This is a genomic window from Flavonifractor sp. An4 (assembly GCF_002161755.1).
In the GTDB taxonomy this organism is placed as follows: Bacteria; Bacillota; Clostridia; order Oscillospirales; family Oscillospiraceae; genus Flavonifractor; species Flavonifractor avicola.
On sequence record NZ_NFIL01000028.1, the window covers coordinates 1 to 21,833 of the forward strand.

Annotated in this window: 21 protein-coding genes; 14 read left to right on the top strand and 7 right to left on the bottom strand. The window is 54.9% G+C overall.

Translation table 11 applies throughout. The features are described 5' to 3' along the window. Positions 1–189: 189 nt before the first annotated feature. Together B5F94_RS17055 and tnpB are read left to right on the top strand one after the other, a co-directional pair. Positions 190–318 carry a hypothetical protein gene (locus tag B5F94_RS17055; RefSeq protein WP_275533254.1) on the top strand — a complete coding sequence of 43 codons (129 nt, stop codon included), beginning with the start codon at positions 190–192 and terminating at the stop codon, positions 316–318. Continuing rightward, positions 312–668: an IS66 family insertion sequence element accessory protein TnpB gene (tnpB, locus tag B5F94_RS11820; RefSeq protein WP_087330353.1), complete on the top strand. Its 357-nt coding sequence runs from the start codon at positions 312–314 to the stop codon at positions 666–668. Before B5F94_RS17055 ends, tnpB begins: the two co-directional genes overlap by 7 nt. Positions 669–860: 192 nt before the next feature. On the opposite strand, the gene istB is transcribed toward tnpB, so the two are convergent. From istB to B5F94_RS11840, 4 genes are all read right to left on the bottom strand, one after another. Further along, positions 861–1,601, bottom strand: a complete 741-nt coding sequence (istB, locus tag B5F94_RS11825; protein WP_087270066.1) for an IS21-like element helper ATPase IstB — start codon at positions 1,599–1,601, stop codon at positions 861–863. A 2-nt stretch (positions 1,602–1,603) separates the two neighbouring features. Continuing rightward, the gene (gene istA, locus B5F94_RS11830; RefSeq protein ID WP_087330355.1) at positions 1,604–3,142 is read right to left on the bottom strand and encodes an IS21 family transposase; all 1,539 of its coding nucleotides are present in this window, start codon (positions 3,140–3,142) and stop codon (positions 1,604–1,606) included. Between the two features lie 187 nt (positions 3,143–3,329). Then, entirely contained in the window at positions 3,330–3,569 is a 240-nt protein-coding gene (locus B5F94_RS11835; protein WP_087270074.1) for an IstB-like ATP-binding domain-containing protein, read from the bottom strand. Positions 3,570–3,641: 72 nt separating this feature from the next. Further along, entirely contained in the window at positions 3,642–4,457 is an 816-nt protein-coding gene (locus B5F94_RS11840; RefSeq protein ID WP_158100284.1) for a DDE-type integrase/transposase/recombinase, read from the bottom strand. A gap of 177 nt (positions 4,458–4,634) precedes the next feature. On the opposite strand from B5F94_RS11840, the gene B5F94_RS11845 reads away from it, so the two are divergent. The 12 genes from B5F94_RS11845 to B5F94_RS11900 all read left to right on the top strand — a co-directional run bounded on the left by B5F94_RS11845 (position 4,635) and on the right by B5F94_RS11900 (position 15,570). After that, positions 4,635–5,372, top strand: coding sequence for an ATP-binding cassette domain-containing protein (locus B5F94_RS11845; RefSeq protein ID WP_087330359.1), 738 nt, complete (start codon positions 4,635–4,637; stop codon positions 5,370–5,372). Between the two features lie 11 nt (positions 5,373–5,383). Then, complete coding sequence (locus B5F94_RS11850) at positions 5,384–6,589, top strand: nucleotidyltransferase family protein (RefSeq protein WP_087330361.1); 1,206 nt, start codon at positions 5,384–5,386, stop codon at positions 6,587–6,589. Between the two features lie 176 nt (positions 6,590–6,765). Then, positions 6,766–7,956: a nucleotidyltransferase family protein gene (locus B5F94_RS11855; RefSeq protein ID WP_158100285.1), complete on the top strand. Its 1,191-nt coding sequence runs from the start codon at positions 6,766–6,768 to the stop codon at positions 7,954–7,956. A 171-nt stretch (positions 7,957–8,127) separates the two neighbouring features. Further along, positions 8,128–8,607, top strand: a complete 480-nt coding sequence (locus B5F94_RS11860) for a VanZ family protein (RefSeq protein ID WP_158100286.1) — start codon at positions 8,128–8,130, stop codon at positions 8,605–8,607. A gap of 212 nt (positions 8,608–8,819) precedes the next feature. Further along, positions 8,820–10,802 (top strand): polysaccharide biosynthesis protein, encoded by a 1,983-nt coding sequence (locus tag B5F94_RS11865; RefSeq protein ID WP_204247492.1) that lies wholly within the window; start codon positions 8,820–8,822, stop codon positions 10,800–10,802. A gap of 80 nt (positions 10,803–10,882) precedes the next feature. Further along, positions 10,883–11,635 carry a hypothetical protein gene (locus tag B5F94_RS11870; RefSeq protein WP_087330368.1) on the top strand — a complete coding sequence of 251 codons (753 nt, stop codon included), beginning with the start codon at positions 10,883–10,885 and terminating at the stop codon, positions 11,633–11,635. A gap of 326 nt (positions 11,636–11,961) precedes the next feature. Beyond that, positions 11,962–12,396 (top strand): hypothetical protein, encoded by a 435-nt coding sequence (locus B5F94_RS11875; protein ID WP_087270100.1) that lies wholly within the window; start codon positions 11,962–11,964, stop codon positions 12,394–12,396. 71 nt (positions 12,397–12,467) lie between these two features. Then, on the top strand, positions 12,468–13,523 hold the full coding sequence (locus tag B5F94_RS11880; RefSeq protein ID WP_158100287.1) for a helix-turn-helix transcriptional regulator: 1,056 nt from the start codon (positions 12,468–12,470) through the stop codon (positions 13,521–13,523). A gap of 23 nt (positions 13,524–13,546) precedes the next feature. After that, positions 13,547–13,852, top strand: coding sequence for a hypothetical protein (locus tag B5F94_RS11885; protein WP_087330370.1), 306 nt, complete (start codon positions 13,547–13,549; stop codon positions 13,850–13,852). After that, complete coding sequence (locus tag B5F94_RS11890) at positions 13,849–14,403, top strand: hypothetical protein (RefSeq protein ID WP_087330372.1); 555 nt, start codon at positions 13,849–13,851, stop codon at positions 14,401–14,403. The genes B5F94_RS11885 and B5F94_RS11890 overlap by 4 nt, the downstream gene beginning before the upstream one ends. A 63-nt stretch (positions 14,404–14,466) precedes the next feature. After that, complete coding sequence (locus B5F94_RS11895; RefSeq protein ID WP_087270109.1) at positions 14,467–15,237, top strand: hypothetical protein; 771 nt, start codon at positions 14,467–14,469, stop codon at positions 15,235–15,237. 141 nt (positions 15,238–15,378) lie between these two features. Then, positions 15,379–15,570, top strand: a complete 192-nt coding sequence (locus B5F94_RS11900; RefSeq protein WP_242965670.1) for a hypothetical protein — start codon at positions 15,379–15,381, stop codon at positions 15,568–15,570. Positions 15,571–15,664: 94 nt separating this feature from the next. Here the strand turns inward: B5F94_RS11900 and B5F94_RS11905 are convergent, their stop codons facing one another. From B5F94_RS11905 to B5F94_RS11915, 3 genes are all read right to left on the bottom strand, one after another. Then, a complete protein-coding gene (locus B5F94_RS11905; protein WP_087330374.1) occupies positions 15,665–17,491 on the bottom strand; it encodes a sigma-70 family RNA polymerase sigma factor in 1,827 nt (608 codons plus the stop codon). A 140-nt stretch (positions 17,492–17,631) separates the two neighbouring features. Next, positions 17,632–20,403 (bottom strand): S-layer homology domain-containing protein, encoded by a 2,772-nt coding sequence (locus tag B5F94_RS11910; protein ID WP_087330376.1) that lies wholly within the window; start codon positions 20,401–20,403, stop codon positions 17,632–17,634. A 25-nt stretch (positions 20,404–20,428) separates the two neighbouring features. Next, a complete protein-coding gene (locus tag B5F94_RS11915) occupies positions 20,429–21,658 on the bottom strand; it encodes an S-layer homology domain-containing protein (protein ID WP_087330378.1) in 1,230 nt (409 codons plus the stop codon). Positions 21,659–21,833: the final 175 nt, after the last annotated feature.

Genomic DNA, 21,833 nt, shown 5'->3' on the forward strand with positions numbered 1-21,833 from the left:
CTTCCGGCGGACAACTGACCGGCTGACAGAGTTCCGGCGTAAATAACCGGCTCTATGTTTCCGGCGTTTGGGTCATTTTCTGGCCGGCGTTTTAGATTTTTTACCGTCCGGCGTTGACACTCCTGGCAGAGGAAGGTATTTCAGGCCCTGAAAGAAGTCCAGGAGGTAACCTTTGCAGAGGTGCCAATCATGGAGCATTCCCAGCTCTCCGGACATATCGTAGCCGCTATGGAGGTAAGCGATGTGCGGATCCAGGTCTATGAGGGAGCGGATAAGGCCACACTGCAGGCAATTCTCCAGGCAGCAAAGTCATGCTGAACGATTTCAACTGCAGCTGCCCGGTGTACATTGCCTGCGGATACACAGACCTGCGGCGAGGCATTGACGGACTGGCCAACCTAGTAAAGGCCCAGTTCCAGATGGATCCCTTTCAGCGGGCGCTGTTTCTGTTCTGCGGAAGACGGCGGGACCGGATTAAGGCGCTGTACTGGGAGGGAGACGGCTTTCTGCTGTTGTATAAGCGCCTGGAGAGCGGCAGTTTCCAATGGCCCAGAAGCACAGAGGAAGTGCAGGCCTTAACACCACAACAGTACCGCTGGTTGATGGAGGGGCTGAAGACAGAGCAGCCGAAGGCAAACAAAGCAGTGAGCGGTCTGAGTGCAATATAATACGGGAAAGCATTGAAAACACTGGCTTTTTGTCCCATTTTGTGGTATCATTTTCCTATTGCATACGCCGCTCCAAAAGTGCAGCTTGACCGCAGATGATGGTGCATCGTCACCGCTGGAATGGTGCACCCATTCCGCCGAAATGGTGCATGGCGGCCGCGGGCGTGGTGCATTGGGCCGCCATGCGGAAAATTACTCGGGGATGCCCTTACGCTTTCGCATGGATTCGCCCTCAATTTGGATGGTATAGGCGTTGTAGATGATTCGGTCACAGATGGCGTCGGCCAGGGTGGGGTCGTACAGGTTCTCGTGCCACTCGCTGGTATCATACTGGGAACAGAAGATGGTGGAGGCCACCTTGTTCCGGGCCTCTACCAGTTCCAGCACATCCCGGGCCTCTGCCTCCTTGAGGGGGTAGAGCAGCCACTCGTCCAGAATAAGCAGCTTCTCTTTCCTGAGCTTTTTCATGTAATCCCGGTAGGTTCCGTTAGCCCGGGCCACAGAGATCTCCACCAGCAGATCCGGCAGGCGGATATACCGGACGGAATAAAAGCTGCGGCTGGCAGCCATGCCAAGGGCGCAGGCCAAATAAGTCTTTCCAGCACCGGTGGCTCCCAGAATGATGACATTATGTGCTTCCTGGAGATAGGCGCAGGAGGCCAGGCGCAGGATCTGTTCCCGGTCCAGCTTTCGTTCCGGCAGGTACTCAATATTCTCTACGCAAGCGGCAGGGTCCGCGTAGCCGGCATTGCGGATGAGCCGGGTCAGGCGGTTGCTTTTCCGGGCGCTCCACTCCGCGTCTACCAGCATGGCAAAACGGTCCTCAAAGGATACCGCCTGGAACTGTGCATCCTCCAGTTGGGCGGAGAAAGCCTCCGCCATGACGCCCAGACGCATTTCATGCAATTTCCGTACCGTTTCATTGCTCAGCATGGTTATTCCCCCCTCTTGTAGTAGCCGGCGCCCCTGGTGAACTTATGGGCTTTGGGCTCTTCCGGCCTGGCCGGAGCGTCCTCAGCGAGCAGCTTGTCCTGCCCGGATTTCAGAATGGACTGCACGCTTTTCAGGCTGGGGGAAGCGGTGTAAGAGAGGGCTTTCTGACAGGCACTCTCCAGACGCTGAGGGGAATAGCGTTCTGACAGTTTCAGCAGAGCCATACAGGACTTGTAGCCCTGCTGCTCCACCTTGTGGGCGGAGAGAAAGAGTCGTACCACGGCAGCGGTATGCTGACCAATCTGTTCCGCCCAGCGGATGAAACGCTTGCCATTCCATTGCAGGTAGGCCTGGTGATCCGGCGGCATATGGTTCTCCGCCGTGCTGTACTGGTTGGGACGGCCATGGAGACGCAGGTGAGAGGCAATCCGGGTTCCGGCAAAGAAGATCTCCACGGTAGTCCGGGTGAGCCGTACATCTACCTGCTGCTTGATATACTCATACGGCACGGAATAATTCATGCGCTCCACGCTGATATGGTAGTTATATTGGACGGTAGCTACCTTCCAGACTGCCAACTCAAACGGTGTAGCCGGAAGAGGCAGCAGGAACAGTTTCTCCTCTGCAAAACAAGCTGCCCGGCTGCCCTCCCGTTTCTGGAAGGGCTTGTGGTTGAAGGCTTCCAGTTTCTCATGGATTGCTTCATTCAGTTCTATAAGGGACAGAAATTGGCGGTTACGCAGGGCCGCCAGGATCCAGGTAGAGACCACGCCAACGGAGCCCTCCACGAAGGCCTTGTCCTTGGGACTGCGGGGACGGGCTGGAAGAATGGCGGTGCCGTAGTGCTCCGCCATCTCCTGGTAGGACTTGTTGAGTACCGTTTCCGTCCGGGAGTTCTTGACTACACCGGTCTTGAGGTTGTCCGGGGTGAGGATGCGGGTGACACCTCCAAAATACCGGTAGGCATTGACATGGCCGGTGATCCAGGCCTCCTGCTTTATGTCCAGGAAGGCCTCTGTGTAGGCGTAGCCGCTGTATGGCAGCACCGCTACAAACAGATATGCGTCCAGCTGTTCCCCTGTGTCTGTGTCCACCAGAGCTGCCGTCTGGCCCGCCCAGTCCACCTGCATGGTCTCGCCGGGCTTGTGTTCCAGGTGCATGGTGGCTTTGGTCTTGTGGACATAGTCCGCATAATACTTGTTGAATTGGGTGGATTTGTAGGGCAGCTCGCCGCTTTGACGACACTGCTCGCAGTATTCCACCCACAGCAGGCTCAGGGTGACGCCGCTCTTTTGCATCTCTCGGTGTACCCACTCGTAGTCCGGCATCTTGTAGACAGGGTTCTTTTGCTCTGTTGGAAATAGCCGCTGGGAAACTTCCTGCTGCGACATGGACTGAGCTTGCTGCCAGCTAAGCTTCTGTTCCCGAGCCCGGGCTAATGTACGTGTGACCGTGTTGCGGCCGCAGCCAGCGGCATCTGTGATTTCCCGATGTGTGAGCCCCAGGCTTTTAAGCCGGAGGATCTCTTTGTGATTGACCATGGTAAGGCCTCCTAAATTGAATTTGCATCTGACAATGCTAAAATCCATTTTAGTGGACGGGCTACCTCTGCACCATGGCTGCGGTGACCATGCACCATTTCGGCGGAATGGGTGCACCTTGGTGCCGGTGTCGGACCAGCGGTGGGGGTGTCTGTTTTGCGCGGTCAGGGTGTAGGATTACCAACGGTCAAGGTGTCGTTTTGGCCCGGCGTACGCAGCTGGGCTCAGCAAAATGGGCGTCCCGGATGCAGCGCAGCAGCTTGTTGTTCTGCCGTGCGTTCCACTCCGCATCTACCAGAAGAGACAGTCGTTCCTCAAAGCCCATCTGGCTGTACGCAGAAGAATCCTGCATCTGGCGCTCCAGCTCCGCCGCCATGGCACTGAATCGCATGGCTTTCAAAGAGTCAATCGTGGAGTTATTCCTCATTTGGAACCACCTCCTCTGCGGAAGTAGTCGGCTCCACGGGTGATGCCGTGCTGAACAGTTGCTTTTGGCGGCTTAGGCTGTGTCTGCACACGATCTTGTCCATTTTTCAGGATGGTACTCAGTGTACGAATGGAGGGCGTGGAAGAAAAGGACAGCAGCCGCTGGCAGGCCTTCTCCAGGTGAACAGGGCCATACCGGTCCGCTAGCTTCGTCAGACTGGCACAGTATTTGTACCCCTGTTCCGGTTCCTTGACGCTGGTCAGGCAATAGTTCACTAGCGGTATTGTAGTGTTCCGACATTTCCTGGTACGTCCGGTTGAGTACGGTTTCAGACCGGGTATTCTTTGCAATACCGGTCTTAAGATTGTCCGGCACCAGCAGACGGGTCACGCCGCCAAAGTAGTTGTAGGCATGGACATGGCAGTTAATCCAGTTTTCCAGCTTCATGTCATCGCAGGCTTCCGCATAGGTGAAGCAGCTGCAGGGCAGGACAGCCACAAACAGATATGCTTTGGATACCTCACCGGTAACCGGGTCATGGATGTCCAAGGTTGCGCCGGCCCAGTCCACCTCCATGCTATCTCCGGGTTTGTGCTGGATGCGCATGGTGGCCTTTGTCACCCTGGCCCACTGACGGTACTTCTCACAGTACTGGGTGTACATGTAGGGCACATTGCCCTCAGACTGGCATTTGGTACAGTACTCCTCCCAGAGCATGGTCAGATTCACACCCTTCCGGGCCAGTTCTGCATGGATGTAGGGATAGTCCGGCAGAACATACAGAGCTGTTTTCTGACGCTCCTCCGGGAACAGCAGTTCCATGAGCATTTCGTTGTTGCAGTCCTTCGGCAACGGCCAGCTGATTCCAGCCTTTTCTGCTGCATTCAAAACCCTCCGGATGGTGTGATGCGAACTGTGCAGCTCCAATTCCATGGTGCGCATACTTTGGTAAATCTCACACGGTGTCGTGTGCAATTACCATTATAGAGGCAAATTATGAGTGTGGCTGACCTCCGCGACGGTGTGGCTGTTTTGCCGTGAGGGTGTGGCTAAAAGTCCGTGCAGATGTGGCTCTGTCTCCGGAATTTACACTATGAGAACCAGCTGGAGCAGATTGTGCTGGAGGATATCTCCTTTTCCTACCGGAGCCCGGGCTGCGGAACTCCGGGTGCTGAGGCGCAGTATAACCAGAGCAAGGCGCTGTCCGGCTGGAATTTTTCCATCCGAAAGGGGGACTATGTGGCTATAGTCGGCCCCTCCGGCTGTGGCAAGAGTACGCTCCTGAAGCTGCTGATGTGTCTGTACCAGCCCGACACGGGCCGGCGCTATTTGCAGCTGAACCATGAGCAGGTGCCCTTGGATGGAACGTGGCAGAGGCTTTTTGCCTATGTACCTCAGGGAAATAATCTGATGCAGGGGACCATCCGGGATATGGTTGCCTTTGCCGACCACAACCGGCGTCAGGATGAACCGGCTATCTGGCAGGCGCTGTCCATTGCCTGTGCGGATGATTTTGTCCGGGGGCTGGATCACGGCCTGGACACAGAGTTGGGCGAGCGGGGTGCGGGATTGTCAGAAGGCCAGATGCAGCGCCTGGCCATTGCCAGAGCCGTTTTCTCCCGCAGCCCTGTCCTGATCCTGGACGAGTGCAGCAGCGCCCTGGATGAGCCCACAGAGGCCCAGCTGCTGCATAATTTGCGGGCTATGACGGAGCGGACGGTGATAATCATTACCCACCGTCCGGCGGCATTGCAGATCTGTGATCGGATCTGGCGGGTAGACGACAAATTGCAGTTGACTTGAGGAGTGGCACATTGAAAGGATCAAGTAAGACCGACAAGAGCGGCTGGAGCAAAGCGGCGTGGGATATGCTGTATCTGACGGCCTGCGGCATTCACACTCAGGCACCGGATCCGGAGCGAGTGCTGGCCATGGATCTGAAGAAGGTCTATGCGCTGAGCCGCAGCCAGAGTTTGAATGCTCTGACCTATATGGCGCTGGAGCAAATGAAGAAGGCCGATGGGCCGGAAATCCCCGATCCCGACCAGGTGCTGCCTGCATGGGAGGAGTCCCGGAATAAGGCCATCCGAAAGATCATGCTGATCGACGGCGCCCGGGCACAGCTGTTTGCCTATCTGGAGGGGAAGGGGATCTGGCATCTGCCCCTGAAGGGCGTTATTCTGGGCCCCTTGTATCCGGAACTGGGAACGAGGCAGATGTCGGACAACGACATCCTGTTTGATGGTACATACCGGCGGGAGGTACGGGAGTGGTTTGCAGCCCATGGATATACAGTGGAAAGCTATGGGGAAGGAAACCACGATGAGTACCACAAAGCGCCTGTCTACAATTTTGAGATGCATGTGGCCCTGTTCAACAAAACTGCGCAGCCTCAGATGGCGGAGTATTACCAGACGCTAAAGAATCGATTGAAGCTGGAGTCGGGCAAAGCCTATGAGTATTGTATGACGGACGAGGATTTCTATCTCTATCTGCTGGCTCATATGGACAAGCACTATAGCAACAACGGAACCGGACTGCGATCCCTCCTGGATGTATACGTATATAACCGGGCGAAGGATAAGATAAATAGAGCGTATCTGGATGAGGAACTGCCCAAAATCGGCCTGCTGGAATTTGAGGAACAGATGCGGCTGCTGGCGGACAAGTTCTTTGATCCAGCGCTGAAGGAAGCAGACCTGACAGAGCAGGAATGGGAAATACTGCATGAATTGTCGTTCAATCATACCCATGGTAGGATAGAAAATATTTGGAGGAATACGGTGCGGAAAACACAGCCGGAGGGCGAACCCATTACCGCGGGCGTAAAATTCCGATATATTCTGAGACGGCTGTTTCCAAGCAGAGCACATATGGAAAAATGGTGCGAGCTGTATTCGCCCTTTTTCCACCGGCACAAATGGCTCATGCCGGCAGCGCGGGTTTGGCGCTTTATAAAAGCGGAAAAAGAGCAAGGCACAGCCATGAAGAAGGAATTTCATACCGTGCGAAAGATGTAGCTGGATTCCGATTGGAAAATCTGAAACACAGTACCTGGATTTGTGATGCAGCAGCGGAGAGACAGAATCAACGCCGCAATACCTCATAGGCTTTTCATCCAATTCTTAATCTGGTATAATAAAGAAGCATCAGAATGGTGTTATCATATGGGAAAGTGGGCCGGAAAGGAGTTCCCATGGAAAAAATATATCAGCACTTGCTTTATTTGACAGGGCGCGCGCTTTTCTCCGTACATACCGAGCCGCTGCCCAAGGATATCGATTGGCAGGCCCTTTACCAGGAGTCCAGAAGCCAGGCTCTTACGTTGCTGATCTTTGACTGCCTGAATGCGGAAGAGCGGGCTGCAATGCCGCCGGAACTTTTGGAACAGTGGAAACGACAGGCACTGTCCATTCTCTGGTGGAATGAGCAGATCCTGACGGAGCAAAATGAGGTCCTGGGTCAAATTCATTCTCTGGGGATTTCCTGTGTTATCTTGAAGGGCACTTCCTCCGCAATCAGTTATCCCAATCCCCAACTGCGGGCTGCAGGAGATATTGACCTGTTGGCGGCGCCGGGGGACCGGGCTGCGATACGCGGGCTGTTGGAAAAAATGGGCTATCGGCCTCCTGCAGATCACCATCACTGCCATGATTCCATGGCAAAGGGCAAGCTGGTGGTGGAACTGCATTGGGAACCCAATGGAGTGCCGGACTCTGCTGTGGGCAACAAGATCCGAGCCTACCTGCAGCCATATGTCCGGCACCCTCAGATGGTAGACGGGCTTCCAATGCTGCCGCCCTGTCCCAGGGCGGTAGTCCTGCTGCTGCACAAGCTGGAACATATTATTAACACCGGCTTGGGACTGCGCCAGCTGTGCGACTGGGCGGTATTTGTACACAGGGAACTTACCCCGGAATGTTGGAACAAGCTGTCCGGGTTGCTGCATACCTTTGGCTTAATGGTATTTACCAAAGTGGTTACCCGAATTTGTGTAGACCATCTTGCTCTTCCCGCCCAGGATGCGCCCTGGTGCATGGATGCAGATCCTGCATTGTGCGAAGAATTGCTGCAGGATATGCTCCGTACCGGAAATTTTGGAAAGAAAGAAGAGCGGTATGGTCAGCGGCTGTTTACCAATCCCCAGGCAAAGGGGAGATTGTCCAGTTTTCTCCGTACCGGTGTCTCTGCCTGCCAGGTCCATTGGCCGCCATGCAAGCAGTGTCCTTTGCTGCTGCCGGTGGCTCCGGTGGCCTTGCTGCTCCGTTACCGGAAACAGCGCAAGTTGGGGCAGCGCCCGCCGCTCCACCTGATTCAGATGTATCACGGCGCGGATCAGAGACAGAAGCTGAATGCCGCGCTGCGCCCTTTCTTGCCGACCAAGTAGATAAGTACAGTTCGTTTCCATTGTGAAATGTGCGCTCTATAGGAGACTGTCAGATCCGTTCTGAAACAGTCCCCTATAGAAGCGCCTTTTTCATGGGCTGGGGACGGAATAGCAGCCACAAGTAAGGGGAAATGACGGTATGACGACAGCATGTTGTGAAAGGAGTTCATTGTGAAAGCAGAGAGAACGCATCGCCGCAAGGTGCGATACCTTCTTTTTTTAGGGGTACTGGTTTGGAGTCTCTTTATCTGGAGCAACTCATGCAGACCGGCTGCTGAGTCGGCAAATCAAAGCCTTCAGGTTTTTACCTGTTTTGAAGCGATTTTTCAGGCGCTGCATATTCCCGCAGATCTCGGCCATGTCTTAATTCGTAAGGCAGCGCATATGACGGAGTTTTTTGTACTTGGTATCCTTTGGACCGCAGCGCTTGTGTGGGGGCTGGGCAAGCGGATAGGCAGCAGTATGTTTACTGGGGCCAGTTTGTGCCTGATGACAGCTCTGGTGGACGAAAGTATCCAGCTTATTTCACCGGGGCGGGGCAGTTTGGTCACGGATGTGTGGATCGACTTTGGCGGCAGCTGTATCGGTGTTTTGCTGGTAAGCATGATATGTGTCCTTTACAGATCTGTACGCAGGAGGACTACCTGCTGAAATAATGAAGCTTTTTTCAGATATATAGGGCGTTGTGCACAAAATTTACACAGCAACGTCACATTTTGTGAATGCCTGGCACTTTGGGTTGAAATAGACAGAAAAACCGCGTATAATGTAAAAGTACAAAAAAGCACCATTTTTCTGTTTAACATGGGTTAATAGCCATGTGTGAGACAGAAAAATATGAGAGAATAAGAGGGTTAGAGAGAATGACAAACAGGCATATGGTGGTTCCATGGCGGACCCTGGTTGTTTTTTTGGTGGATACCTGTTTGATTGGACTTACAGGTATCCTGGCGCTGCTGGTGCGGTTTGACTTCTTGATTAGCAGCATTCCGATCAGCTATTTAAATGCATATCTTTGGTGCTTTCTCATTCAGGTGGTCAGTACGACGGTGGTTTTTGCGCTGCAGAGGATGTACCACTTTATCTGGCGCATTGTCAATGTGCGCGATGTGGCCAAGATGGCTTTTTCTGTGGTGCTGGCATTTGCAGTCTCCTTCCTGTGCTGTTCGGTGTTCAGACTGAGTTTGCCCAGAAGCGTTTGGTTTCTGATGCTGGTCTTTCAATTGTGCGCACTGGTGGGGATTCGCTGTGGACTGCGGTTCTGGAATGTGTTCAGCGCGTATCTGCAGACCCGCCGGCTCAGCGGTGAACGGATTATGCTGATTGGCGCAGGCGCTGCGGGACAAGTTCTTGCGCGGGAGCTTGCCAGCAGCCAGCGCGTAGAGGGACGGCTTTGCTGCATTATTGATGACAACCCCCAAAAAGCGGGCAAATATATGGACGGCGTCCGGATTGAGGGCGGCCGTGATCAGATTGAAAGCTGCGTAAAAAAGTATAATATTACCCAAATCATCGTAGCCATTCCTTCTGCCACGGAGGAGGAAAAAGCGGAGGTCCTCAATATCTGCAAGATGACGGGGTGCCGTCTGCGCGTGCTGCCCGGACTGTATCAGCTGCTTAACGGCGAGGTAAGCCTGTCTGCGGTACAGGATGTCCAGGTGGAGGATTTGCTGGGGCGGAAGCCTGTGCGCCTTGATACTGCGTCCATTTCTGAATTTTTGGCAGGCAAAGTGGTTTTGGTAACCGGCGGCGGCGGCTCCATTGGCAGCGAGCTGTGCCGCCAGATTGCGCGGTATCAACCCAAGACGCTGATTATTCTGGACATCTACGAGAACAATGCCTATGACATTCAGCAGGAGTTGCGCCGCAACTATAAAAATACGCTGGATCTTCGGGTGGAAATTGCATCGATTCGGGACAAGCAGAGGATTTACCGGCTGTTTGATTCCTATCGCCCTGATGTGGTATTCCATGCCGCTGCCCACAAGCACGTTCCTCTTATGGAAGCCTGTCCGGCAGAGGCCATCAAGAATAATGTGTTTGGAACCTACCATGTAGTAAGAGCGGCTGAAAAGTATGGTACCAAAAAGTTTGTCATGATCTCCACCGACAAGGCGGTGAATCCCACCAACTTTATGGGCGCCACCAAGCGGTTCTGTGAGATGATTCTGCAGAGCCGTCGGAACAGCAGTACGGAGTATTGTGCAGTCCGTTTCGGCAATGTGCTTGGTTCCAACGGTTCTGTGGTACCCCTGTTCAAGAAGCAGATCCAAGAGGGTGGCCCGGTTACGCTGACGGATAAGCGAATCATTCGCTATTTTATGACCATCCCCGAGGCTGCCATGCTGGTGCTGGAAGCTGGTGCAATGGCCAGACAAAGTCAGATTTTTGTTCTGGACATGGGAGAGCCGGTTAAAATACTGACGCTGGCTGAAAACCTTATCCGACTGTCCGGCCTGGAACCGTATAAGGACATTGAGATCAAAGAGATCGGTCTTCGCCCCGGGGAAAAGCTGTATGAAGAGCTGCTGATGAAGAGCGAGCATCTTTCCAAGACAAGCAACGAGAAAATCTTTGTGGAAGAGCAGCGGCCCATTACACCGGAGGAGATCATGGGGGCTTTGCTTATTCTGGATAAAACGATTTCCGCAGAGAGCAGCAATGACGAGCTTATTAAGCTGATGCGCAAGCTGGTGCCGACTTACCGTGATCCGGCAGAGGTGAATGCTGAGGCGGAGCGCTTTACAGTGGAAGATGAGGAACGGCTCGATGATGTGGGAAGCTATGAAGAAAGCGTAGAGGAACGACGGAATTCTATTTCCGAACAGGTCCTTATTGGTGTATAATATATAGGCGGATATCAAAAGGGAACGCCCCGGGTGATAACCCGGGGCGTTTTTAACAAGTGTGAAACTAGGAGTAAGCTATGAAACGTTGGAAAAAAGTCCTATTGATTGTATTGCTGGCCCTGCTGGCAGTGATAGCAGGAATTTTCATCTGGCAGAGAGACAATATAAAGGCGCTTTATATTGCACTTACAACAGATCAGGAAACGATTTTGAAAAATATGGAGCAATCCAAGCAGGAGCTGGAGGATAGTCTGACGGACTATGACATTACCGTTTTTGCGCCGACCAAGGAGCAAAATGAGGCTCTGCTTAACGGAACCGCCAGCGCAGATGAGATCAAGACGGCATTGGGCATTGACGATACGGACGATCAGGATGCTATGTCATCTGGTGTGGAACCCACAGAAAAACCGGACCAGTCTCCTGTACCCAGTGAATCGCTGAAGCCGGGCGGGCAAAGTCAGACAGATTCGACTCAGAAGCAGGCAAACGCATTGGTGGAAAAGTGCGTAGCTGAACTATATGCGTGCCAGGTGGATTTAATGGCAGAGCTGGGCAGCATGAAGCAGAAGGCATTGGACGAATGGAACAGCTTGGATGCAGAGGAGCAAACAACCCAGAGATTGCAGCAAATTGGTCTTGATGGATTGATGAAATGCTATGATTTGGAGGTTGTCACCGACCAGGAGGTAAAAGCGATACTAGCCACATATAGAACCAAGCTGGAGGCAATCGGGGCAGATACTGCAGTGCTGGACTCTTTGTGGAAGTATTATAGCGATGAAAAGGCATCCCAAAAGGCATATTACATCCAGAAGTATTTCAATTGATGTGGGACAATTATGGCGAGGCAAAGGATAAGTGCGACAAAATATTTTTGCTGATTTGCAGCTCCCGGCCGTTATGGCCGGGAGTTCTTTTTTAGGGATTGTGCTTCAAACCAGACTCAGCGGGGAGGAAACTACCCGGCATGGGCTGTTTTAGCAGCTGAGTCCGAGTACCCGCCCCGAATCAGGGGATGAGATACCCCAGTGGTAAAGAGGATGGGATATTTTTACCCCATAGGCCAGTCTATTGTAATCATTAGGGAATGGAGTACACCCTGCTGACGTTTCGTCTCGCAATATATTGTCTATGTCGAAAGAGGGGAGCATACTTGAATTTCCGGGGACTGAAAAAGGTTTGCCTGGTTCTGGAGAACTGTGAAGAGATCGTCCTGACACCGGATGAAGTTATAAGATTCCGGATCTGCGGTATCAAAAAGGAAGTCATCTATGCGTCTGGCAGCGTCATTGAACACCAGAGCTGCGAGGAACTGTTCCTGGAACTTTCCCCCCAAGCAGACCGGCATTACGACTGGTACGGAGAGACAAGTGAGGAGCGTGCATTCCAGCGGTTGGCCCGTCCGGATCTGACAAATGTGGAACTTACCTATGAAGATGGTACCACCCTTTATGTGGCCGCGCCCTGGGATAACGGTGAGAATGAGTGGAGAAACCGCCTTCAGACCTCCTTCCGAACGAAAGCGGGAACAATGCAGATCTTGATAAGCAGGAGCGGCAATGTGTCTGAGCTCCTTCCGGAAGAATAAAGAATCATCCCAGCGCTCCCTTCTTGTCTGGGGCGAAGTAGTGTGTTATGCTGAGGCAAGGAGGGGTGGCTATGTATGCCAAACAGCCTAAAAAGCTGCTGATTATGAATATTCTGGACATCCTGCAGAGGTATTCCGATGAGAAGCACCGGCTCAGCCAGCGGGAAATCGGTGATCTGCTGCGCAGCCGCTATGGGATGACGGCAGACCGCAAGGCCATCAAGCGCAACCTGATGGACCTTCTGGAGTATGGTTTTGGGATTGAATACACGGAGAAACCCCGCAGCCGCTTGAATCCCGGGACTGGACAGCTGGAGGAGAATGTGGTCCTGACGGACTTCTATCTGACGCGGGAATTTACAGACGCGGAATTGCGGTTGCTGATTGACAGCCTTCTGTTTTCCCAACATCTGCCCCGCAGTCAATGCAATGCGCTGGTAGAGAAGCTGAAAGGACTGTCCAGCCAGTATTTTCGCTCCCATATGAAGCATATGAGCAAAATACGGGAGGGCCAGACTGATAACAGACAGTTATTTCTAAACATAGAATTACTGGATGAAGCAATTGAAAAGAGAAAAAAGGTCGCGTTTCATTATCTGGAGTATAGAACAGATAAGCGGCAGTATCCCCGTATCCGCTCTGACGGCAGTGTGAGAGAGTATGTGGTCAGCCCCTATCAGATGGCAGCCAAGGAGGGCAAGTACTACCTCATTTGTAACTCCGACCAATATGATGATGTGGCCAATTACCGTATGGACCGCATCTGTGACCTGATCATTTTGGAGGAGAGCGCCCGAGCCTTTGAGACCCTGAAAGGTGCGGGCGGCTGTGCCCTGAATTTGGAAGACTATATGAAGCGCCACGTCTATATGTACGCCAGCGGTGACGGCATGGCCAGGCTGCGGATCGCTCCCTTCCTGGTCAGCGACGTGATCGATCTCTTCGGAAAGGATGTTACCTTCTCCGATGAAAATGATGACGGCATCACCGTCACGGTGTATGCCAACGAGATGTCGATAGAACAGTTCGCCAAGAGCTATGTGCCCCATGTGACCATTTTGGGCCCGGAGGCTCTGCGGGTAAAGGTAAAAGGGATGCTGGAACAGGCGCTGGAAGGGTATCGATAAAGTGCGGAAGAAGGGAAAGCAAAATGGATCTGGAGAAGTGTTTTGATTGGGAAAAGATCAAAGAGGCAGAGCCTGCGCTGTGTCGTGACTGTGACAGTTTGGAAGAAGCCATTTCGAGGTGCGTCGAACTGCACGATCTGTTTTCCCTTTGGCGGTGGGCACAGGCGTATGAGCGGGGTGCTATGGAAAGTGCGGACGATCCCAGACATTCTACCTTCCCGGACTTGAAAAAATATCATGGAAGCTGTGTGCTTTCCAGCAAGAGCTACAACGGAAATCCCGCATTAAAAAAGCCATGCGCGACCATTTCTGCCCGGATGGTTTTTTGAAAGGGGATGGATACGATGCAGATACGCTCACCGTGCTGTTCGTGTTTCGGGAGTCCAACATCAGTGATGATGTAACATTGGAAGATGGTCAGATCACGCTAAAGCAAGGGGACGGCACTGATAAAGCCTGGTTGAAGAAACAATGGGACAAAGTCGAGGGATCTGAACGTAAAGATCCATATGTCAGTTTCATGGAACAATATGTCAGTTTCATAGAACAGCATATCCAATCAGCAAAAGCCGACTATACATCGATTGAACGCATCGCAGCCATGAACCTGAACAAACGAGGCGGATTCGGAACATGCGGGTATGCCCGCCTCCGTCACTACGCAGAAGTATATAAACTGTTCATCGGACGCGAGATCGCCATCATAGACCCCGGAGTCATCATCTGTGGCGGCACTTTTGGCACAGTCAAGGAGCTTTTGCCAAATGAACTGGCAAATCGCGTAAGAGTCTGGGACTGCTATCACCCCAGGTCCCGGAGGGATCAGGATGCAGGCCAGATCAAGAAATGGGTATTTGAGGGCAGCTGCAGAGACGCATAATAGGGAAAAATGCAGCATTTCCAAGAAATCTTAGAATAGTCCAAAGATGCAGGAGGCGTTTTTATGGATTGGATGAATCAGTATTGGAGTCCGGAAGAGCGATATCTTGTTTCGTTGGACTGCCAAAACATCCCTGCATCGATCGCGCATGGATGGGTCGGGCATCAGTTTTCCTGTTATACGATCGATTGGGAACGCAAAGATTCTGTGGAGCTTTCGGTGGTTTTTACCGCACTCAATCAGGATAAACGACGTTCATGTGACTCCAGTATGTGCATACCAGTGCGTGTGGTCGGAAATCTGAATGTCACGGAAGAAACCATACCCAGTATCTTGGATCTCTGCCGGCAGTCTGAAGAATGTAAAGATTCGATATGGCTGGTCGTATGTGCCGATAGTCCCAGCACATTGGAGGATATATACCGCACTTGTTTCCTCTTCTATACCGGGACACTTAGTATCGCACCTTTTGATGCCATGGATATCCGTGAGGCTATGGGAGCCGCTCTGTCCTCAAAAATCCAAGTCCTCACTTCCGGACCATATTTAAGCTCAGAACATGACCTGTCTCTTCCGGAAGATGGCCGCTTTGTTCTGTGCAATGCGCATACCGGAGATATTCCAGAGTCATGGGGACTGGAGGATCAGGAGAAAGTCGTAGACACTCAGTACAGCAAGTTGGCTGTGGAACCTGCGTTTTTTCTCAATATGACGCTCTTTTGTTGTCCTTTTGAATATCATCGGATCATTTATACCAAAGAGATCCTTGGAGACGGGAGTGGTCTCTCCAACCAAGAGGATAAAGATCCTTCCGATTTTAATGATATTTTCTGATACTTTCCATGGGCGCTCTGGATAGAAAAGCAAGATTGAGCAGTGCAGTGTTAAACCAGCCTTGAAGCTGTTTGGGATGGTGACAGCCTGGACTGGAAGGAGATCCCGGCGGACGAGATCACCCAGCGGGTGGTGAGCCGGGTGTGCCCGGGGTCTATCGTGCTCTTCCACAATGCGGCCATCCACACGCCAGAGGCCCTGCCCGGGATCATCCAGTCCCTGCTTCAGGAGGGGTACACCTTTGTGCCCATCTCCCAGATCATCCTGCCGGGAACGTGCGGCACAGACTATACCATCGACCACACCGGCCGGCAGCAGCCCTGCCAGAGCTGAGCGGCGGATGGGCGGAACGTATGGGAGACAGAAAACAGGGGAGCTTGCTGCAATATGCAGCAAGCTCCCCTGTTTATAAACTGTGGGAGAGCTATTACGTCAAAGACCGGTCCATAATGTCTGATGAAATTTCAAACTGGATATCCTGGGCGGTCTGACCGGCGGCGTTCTCAGTCTTGAGTTCAGGCGGGATCACAAGTCCCTCGTCAGGACCTCTTCCGTACAATTTATATGCCTCAAGGTTGGGGCATTGTGTCAAAGGCGTCAGGTCCAGGGGGCGGGACACGCCGTCCAGAGAGATGGCCCGCAGCTTGGAAAGGGTGCTGAGCGGGGTCAGATCTGCGCCGGCGGTATCCATAGACAGATATTCCAGATTGGGCAGATTGGTAATGGTGTCCAGGGAGGGGGAGAATGCTACGCCATCGCCGTCATAATCATGGAACTCCAACAATCTTAGGCTGGGCAGCGTGTTGTTGACCTCCAGAAGGGCGGTCCCATCGATGCTGACTACTCTGATCTCTTCCAGGTGCTTCAGCTGGGAGATGTCCAGAGTCATATTGCCCTGAGTGTAGAGGTTCAGAGAAACCAGAGATTCCTTTTGCTCCAGAAGGGTCAAGTCTGTGCCTGGAGCCACTTCTATATCCAAATACGTCAGATTGGGTATCTGATCCAAAAAGTCCACATGATCCACAGCCAAAGAACCATTTCCAAAATCATTAACACTAAGTGACTGAAACTGGGAAGATGGTTCAAGTGTTTCCAGCAATGCGCCGTTGTCATCTATGGCGTATATCATACGAAAAACATTAGGAAAGTTTTTTACGTCCGCCAGGCTGTTGACCGGCTGAACGCCGTCTTTCACCACGGGCTTATTGCCGGCAAGACCCCAACTTTCGGAGATGCCGTCTTCTGTTACATGGAGGGCGTGGATAAACTCCACATCGCTGGGGTGGATAGGGCCCTCCGGCTTGTCGATGATAATGCGGATATTCTGCTCAAAGACAGGGTCAATGAAGGTGAGGGTGGGCTCATGGAGGGCCAGCCCCACGCCGCCCACCAGCAGACCGCCCGCCGCCAGCCCGGCAACCAGCTTGAGCTTGAAGGCCCCGGACGCAGCCGACTTGACAGCGGCCCCCGCCGCGGCCTTTCCACCTGCTGCCGAGGCCGCCGCCGTTGTGCCTCCGGCTGTCTGGGTCCCGGCTGCCGCGGCGGCGGTGGCGCCTGCCGCCCCGGCGGTCCCCAACCCGGCGGTGACAGCCTGCCAGATCTGGGAAAAGACGGTGGGGTCGGGCAGTTCCCCGGAAAGGCAGGGGAAGAGAAGTCCAATGGGGACCAGGGTGTGGAGCCGGATGCCGTCCCGCTCCTCCAGCGCCAGCACGTCCTCCTTCAGCTTCTTTCGGGCGTAGTTCAGGCGGCTTTTCACCGTCCCTGGGGCGCACCCCTGGATCTCCGCGATCTGTTCCACCGAGCAATGGGAGAAATAGTACAGAATGACGCACTCCCTCTGGGCCTCGGGCAGCCGTTCCACCAGTCCCATCACCAGACGGCGAGTCTCCACGTTGTCGGCCACAGATTCGGGCAGGATTCCCTCGTCCGGGTCGGGGATGGCCTCCAAGAATCCTCCATCCTCGTCCTCTTCCTTGGAAACCTGAACAAACCGGCCCTGCTGCTTATGCAGACGGTGACAGCGGTTTGCGGCGATCTGGAACATCCAGCTCACAAAGGCCTCCGGATTCCGAAGGCCATCCAGGTGCTGTAAGGCGGAGAGATAGGTCTCCTGCACTACGTCCATGGCCAGCTCAGGGTCGTTGGTCAGCCGCAGGGCCAGGGCATATACCCGCTGGCTGGTCTGCTCATACAGCTGTCCCATGGCCTTCTGATCGCCGGCCTGAGCCTGGCGCACCAGCTCGGTCAGATCCATACGATCCCCTCGTTTCTTCGTATTTCGTAGTGTTACAACAGTTTACCAGATGATTGGAGGATTTTCAAGAGGAAACCAAAGAATTGCAGCAGAAGCAGGGAGCGGCGTTACGGCGCCGCTCCCTGCTGTCAAGTTGTCGATTATTTGGAAATATAGTGGTACAGCCGCATCAGGGTGGTGATGCACTGCTCCCGGCTGTAGGACAGGGAGGGGGCAAACCGTCCGCCGCCCACGCCGTTCATAACGCCGCACCCCTGAATGGCCCCTGTGGCCTCCAGTGCCCAGGGGGAGATCTCTGCCCGGTCGGTGAAGTTTGCCTCTGCCGGCGGCAGGTATTTGGACATCTGCAGTGCCAGGCGGGTAAGCATGACCGCCGCCTGTTCCCGGGTCAGCGGGTCATTGGGGTGGAAGCTGCCGTCGCCCACGCCGTTTACAATGCCCAGGTAGGCGGCCTTCTCCACGTCCTCATCCTTGGTGTCGGAGAAGGAGACACGGCCCTGCACCGGGCTGCCGGTCACCGTCTCATAGAAGCGGACCACCAGGGCGCAGATCTCCTGACGGGTGGCGGTCTGGGTGTAGCCGCTCTGGAGTGCGACAGGCACAAGGTTCATCTGGATAGCCTCCTGAACGGAGGCGGCGGCCCAGTCGGAGGGTTTGGAAGCATTGGGGTCGGGCTGGGAGAAAAAGTCCACCTGGTAGGTGAAGTCCACAGCCTTGCCGGAGCGGTCCTTCAGGCCGTCGATGGTGACCTGATAAACACCCTCATACTTGGATACTCCGTCGGGCCGGAAGATGATGCAGTTGCCCACGCCGGAGGTCTCCACATTGAAGTAGCGGCCGGAGGCGGCGGGGGTATAGCTGGCCTTGCCGTCCAGGGTCCAGGTCTTGCCGTCGCTCTGGCGCACCAGGGTGACCACAAGGCCGGACTGGGTGGGTACCTGATAGTCATCGGGGTTGAGCACCACGCTCCAGGCGGTGTTGGAATCAAAGCTATCCAGGTAGTTGGGGAAGCTGCCCGAGGCGGGCCAGCCGATAAAGTCATAGTCGCAGCCGCTGCCGCTGGTGTCGGTGACCTTCTCGGTTACAAAGTCGCGGTAGATGCTGTCCGGGTTCTGGGCGTAGCCGAAGCCCACCCGGCCCAGCTCGGGATTGAGCTGCCAGCGGCGGTGTCCCACCCGCTCCACGTTGCGGGCGTCGCTGTCCTGCATAAACATATCCACCGACTCCAGCAGATCCATACCCGCCGCGATGTTGCTGGTGGAGGTGGCTTCATAGGCCTTTTGATAGAAGCTGTTGTCCATATCCGAAGGCTTTGCGGGGGTATGGTCCAGACTGCCCAGGTGAGCCAGCAGCACCGCGCCGTACTGGGCGTTCTCGCTCAGACGGTCGTCCAGCCGAACCTGAGGCACACCGGCCAGCCGCCGCAGCACATTCAGACGCTGGGCGGCGGCCTCCAGGGCCTGGTGATCCACCGCGCCGGTGGCATAGGGGGCCTGGATGGAGGGTTCCTTTGTCAGAACGGGGTTGGGAAGAGTGGTGGAGGCCTGCTTCAGCAGCTGGACGATTTCTTCCTTGCTCAGTTTCTCCAGCGTGGTGGAGCCGCTGTGCCGCAGTTCGGCCTGCTCCGGTTTCTCGGTGGGCTGAGAGACCGTCCCATCGGGCAGCAGGACCTTTACCCCTTCCAGCCGGACCGGGGCCCACGCTTGATTGGCATAGTCCATGTCCAGGTTGGTTTCGCCCCATACCCAGAGGGAGCCGTCCTTGGTGACGGCCATGGAGCCGTTGTATCCCACACTGACCTCTGCCACGTTATCCAGGATCTTGACCGGCGTCAGCGCCACGTCGGAACGCTTTCCGGTACCGATGCGGCCGCTGCCGTCACCGCCGCAGGTCCAGAGGGAGCCGTCAGTACACACAATGGCAGTGAGGGGATTGGAGGTGGAGATGGCGGCGCCGTTGTCCATGATCTTGGTCCATACACTCTGGACGGGGCCGCCCACCACATTTTTGTCGTTGCCGGTACCGCCGTTGCCCAGCTGGCCGTAGTTGTTGTCGCCGCATACCCAAACGCTGCCGTCGGTTTTCAGCGCCACCGTATACTCCCAGCCGCAGCTGACTGCCTGTACGTCGTCCATGACCTTGACCGGCACGTCCTGCCACACATAGCAGTCCATTTTGGTGCGGTTGCCCTGCTTGCCGTTGCCCAGTGCGCCGCTGTCGTTGCGGCCCCACATCCACAGGGAGCCGTCCTCCTTGATGGCTGCCGTATGGGCCGTGCCGCAGCTGACTGCCTTCACGTCCTCCATGACCTTTACCGGGACGGTCTGCATAGGTTTGTCCTGGTTCCCGCTGAAGTAGGTGTCGTTTCCTTTCCCGCCGTTACCCAGCTGGCCCCATTCATTGTTGCCGCACATCCACAGGGTTCCGTCGTTTTTGACGATGCCGGTATGTCCATAGCCGCAGCTCACCGATGCCACGTCGTCCATGATCTTGCCCGGCCTGGTCTGAAAGACCCCCAGGGTATTGGAGCCGTCTCCCTGCAGGCCGTTGCCCAGCTGGCCCGTCCAGTTGTCGCCCCAGGTCCAGAGAGAGCCGTCCGACTGAATGGCAGCGCCGTTGTTGTTGAGGCCGCTGCTGACAAATACCACGTTGTCCAGAATCTTTTCCGGAGTGCCGGTGGTGGAAGAGGTGGTGCCGTTGCCAACACCTCCGGTCAGGCTATCCCCCCAGGACCACAGGCCGCCCTGGGCGTCGATGTAGGTAAAGACACCTGCGTTGGTGGCAATACTCTGCCGCTGGATGGGGACTTGCTGGGTACTTTCAGCTGCCAGCGCCCCGGGCATGGCCCCAACCAGGAGGGCCGCCGCGCAGAGGGCGGAGAGCAGCTTCTTGGGTAACTGGATCCGTTTCATCAAAATTCCTCTCTTTCTTTGTGATTTAAGTGGCGCTGCGGTACAGGAAAGTGACGATCTGCCCACGGCTACAAATCAGGTCGGGGCTGAACGTGGTGGCGCTGGTGCCGCTGGTGATGCCCTCTTTCACGGCCCAGGCCACAGCCTGGGCATATGGGGCCTGACCGGACACATCCGTAAAGGAGGCGCTGCCGCCGGCGGGGCGGCCAGCCAGCTTCCACAGATAGGTGACGGCGGAGGCACGGGTGCAGGGTGTGTCGCCGCCAAAGCGGGAGCCGGATACCAGACCCTTTTCATAGGCCCACACAGCCGCCTTGGTGTAGTAGGCGTTGCCCGGCACGTCGGTAAAGGGATTGGAGATCGCAGGCTCCGGCGAGCCGTTGGCCCGCCACAGGAAGGTAAGGATCTGGGCGGTGCTGCAGGTGGTGTCGGGGCTGAAGGTGGTAGCGCTGGTGCCGCTGGTGATCTTCTTCTCCACAGCCCAGCGGACAGGCACGTTGTAGTAAGCGTCGGCGGATACGTCCACAAAGGGGGCTTTGTTTGCCTGGGCGGCCAGAGCGGTTTGCAGCTGCTTCACGGTGGCAACGGTGGCCGGATTATAGAGGTTGATGATATACCCGTAGTCGCTGCCCACCGCCAGGGTTTCTTTCTGTTTCCAGCCCGAGGCCTGCCAGGCCTTCCACTGGCTGTGGTCAGTCTGATCGGAAGAATCACTATACCGCTGAACGGTGCCGTCCATATTAAGCAGGGCAATATGCTGATAGGTGGTGATCAGGACCTCATTTGCCGCTTCATCAATGCCGGTGGCAACATTGGCGGAGATATAGGAGCAAAGGCGGGTTTCATTGCCTCGCTCCACCAGGTAGAGATAGCCTTCTTCTGTATCCTGGTATGCGGTATTCATTTCACAGTTGGCGGTGCGTACCGCCTTTCCGCCGCTCATGGTCCAGATCTCAGCGGTGACAAAGCCGGATGCAGGATACTCCACACGCAGTGTCACCAGCTCGGGCCGCTGGTCGCCGTTAAAATCGGTCAGTCCGGCGTAGATAAGCCCCTCGCCGAAGTAGGATATGCCGGAATACTCCAGCTTTTCCTCCTGGGCAAGGGAGTAGGTTTGAATCTGCTGACGCAGAACGTTGTTGTACGCTCCGGCGGTCTGGGGGTCCAGAGTGGATGGGGAGACCGCGCCTGCCGGGAGACTTAGCATTCCGCTGAGTAAACCTGCTGCCAATGTACCACTGATCCATCGTTTCATACCATAATTCCTCCTGTTTTCTCCCGGCAAAAGGCCGGTAACTATTTGACTGTGGGGCTGCTGCCAGCGGCGGAGGGCAAAGCTGTTGGTGTGTTTGAATCCCTTGCCGGTTGGCAATCAGATCCCATGGAAAGGAAGCGCCCGCGCCTCCGCCGCTCCAGCCTGTGCGAGCCTG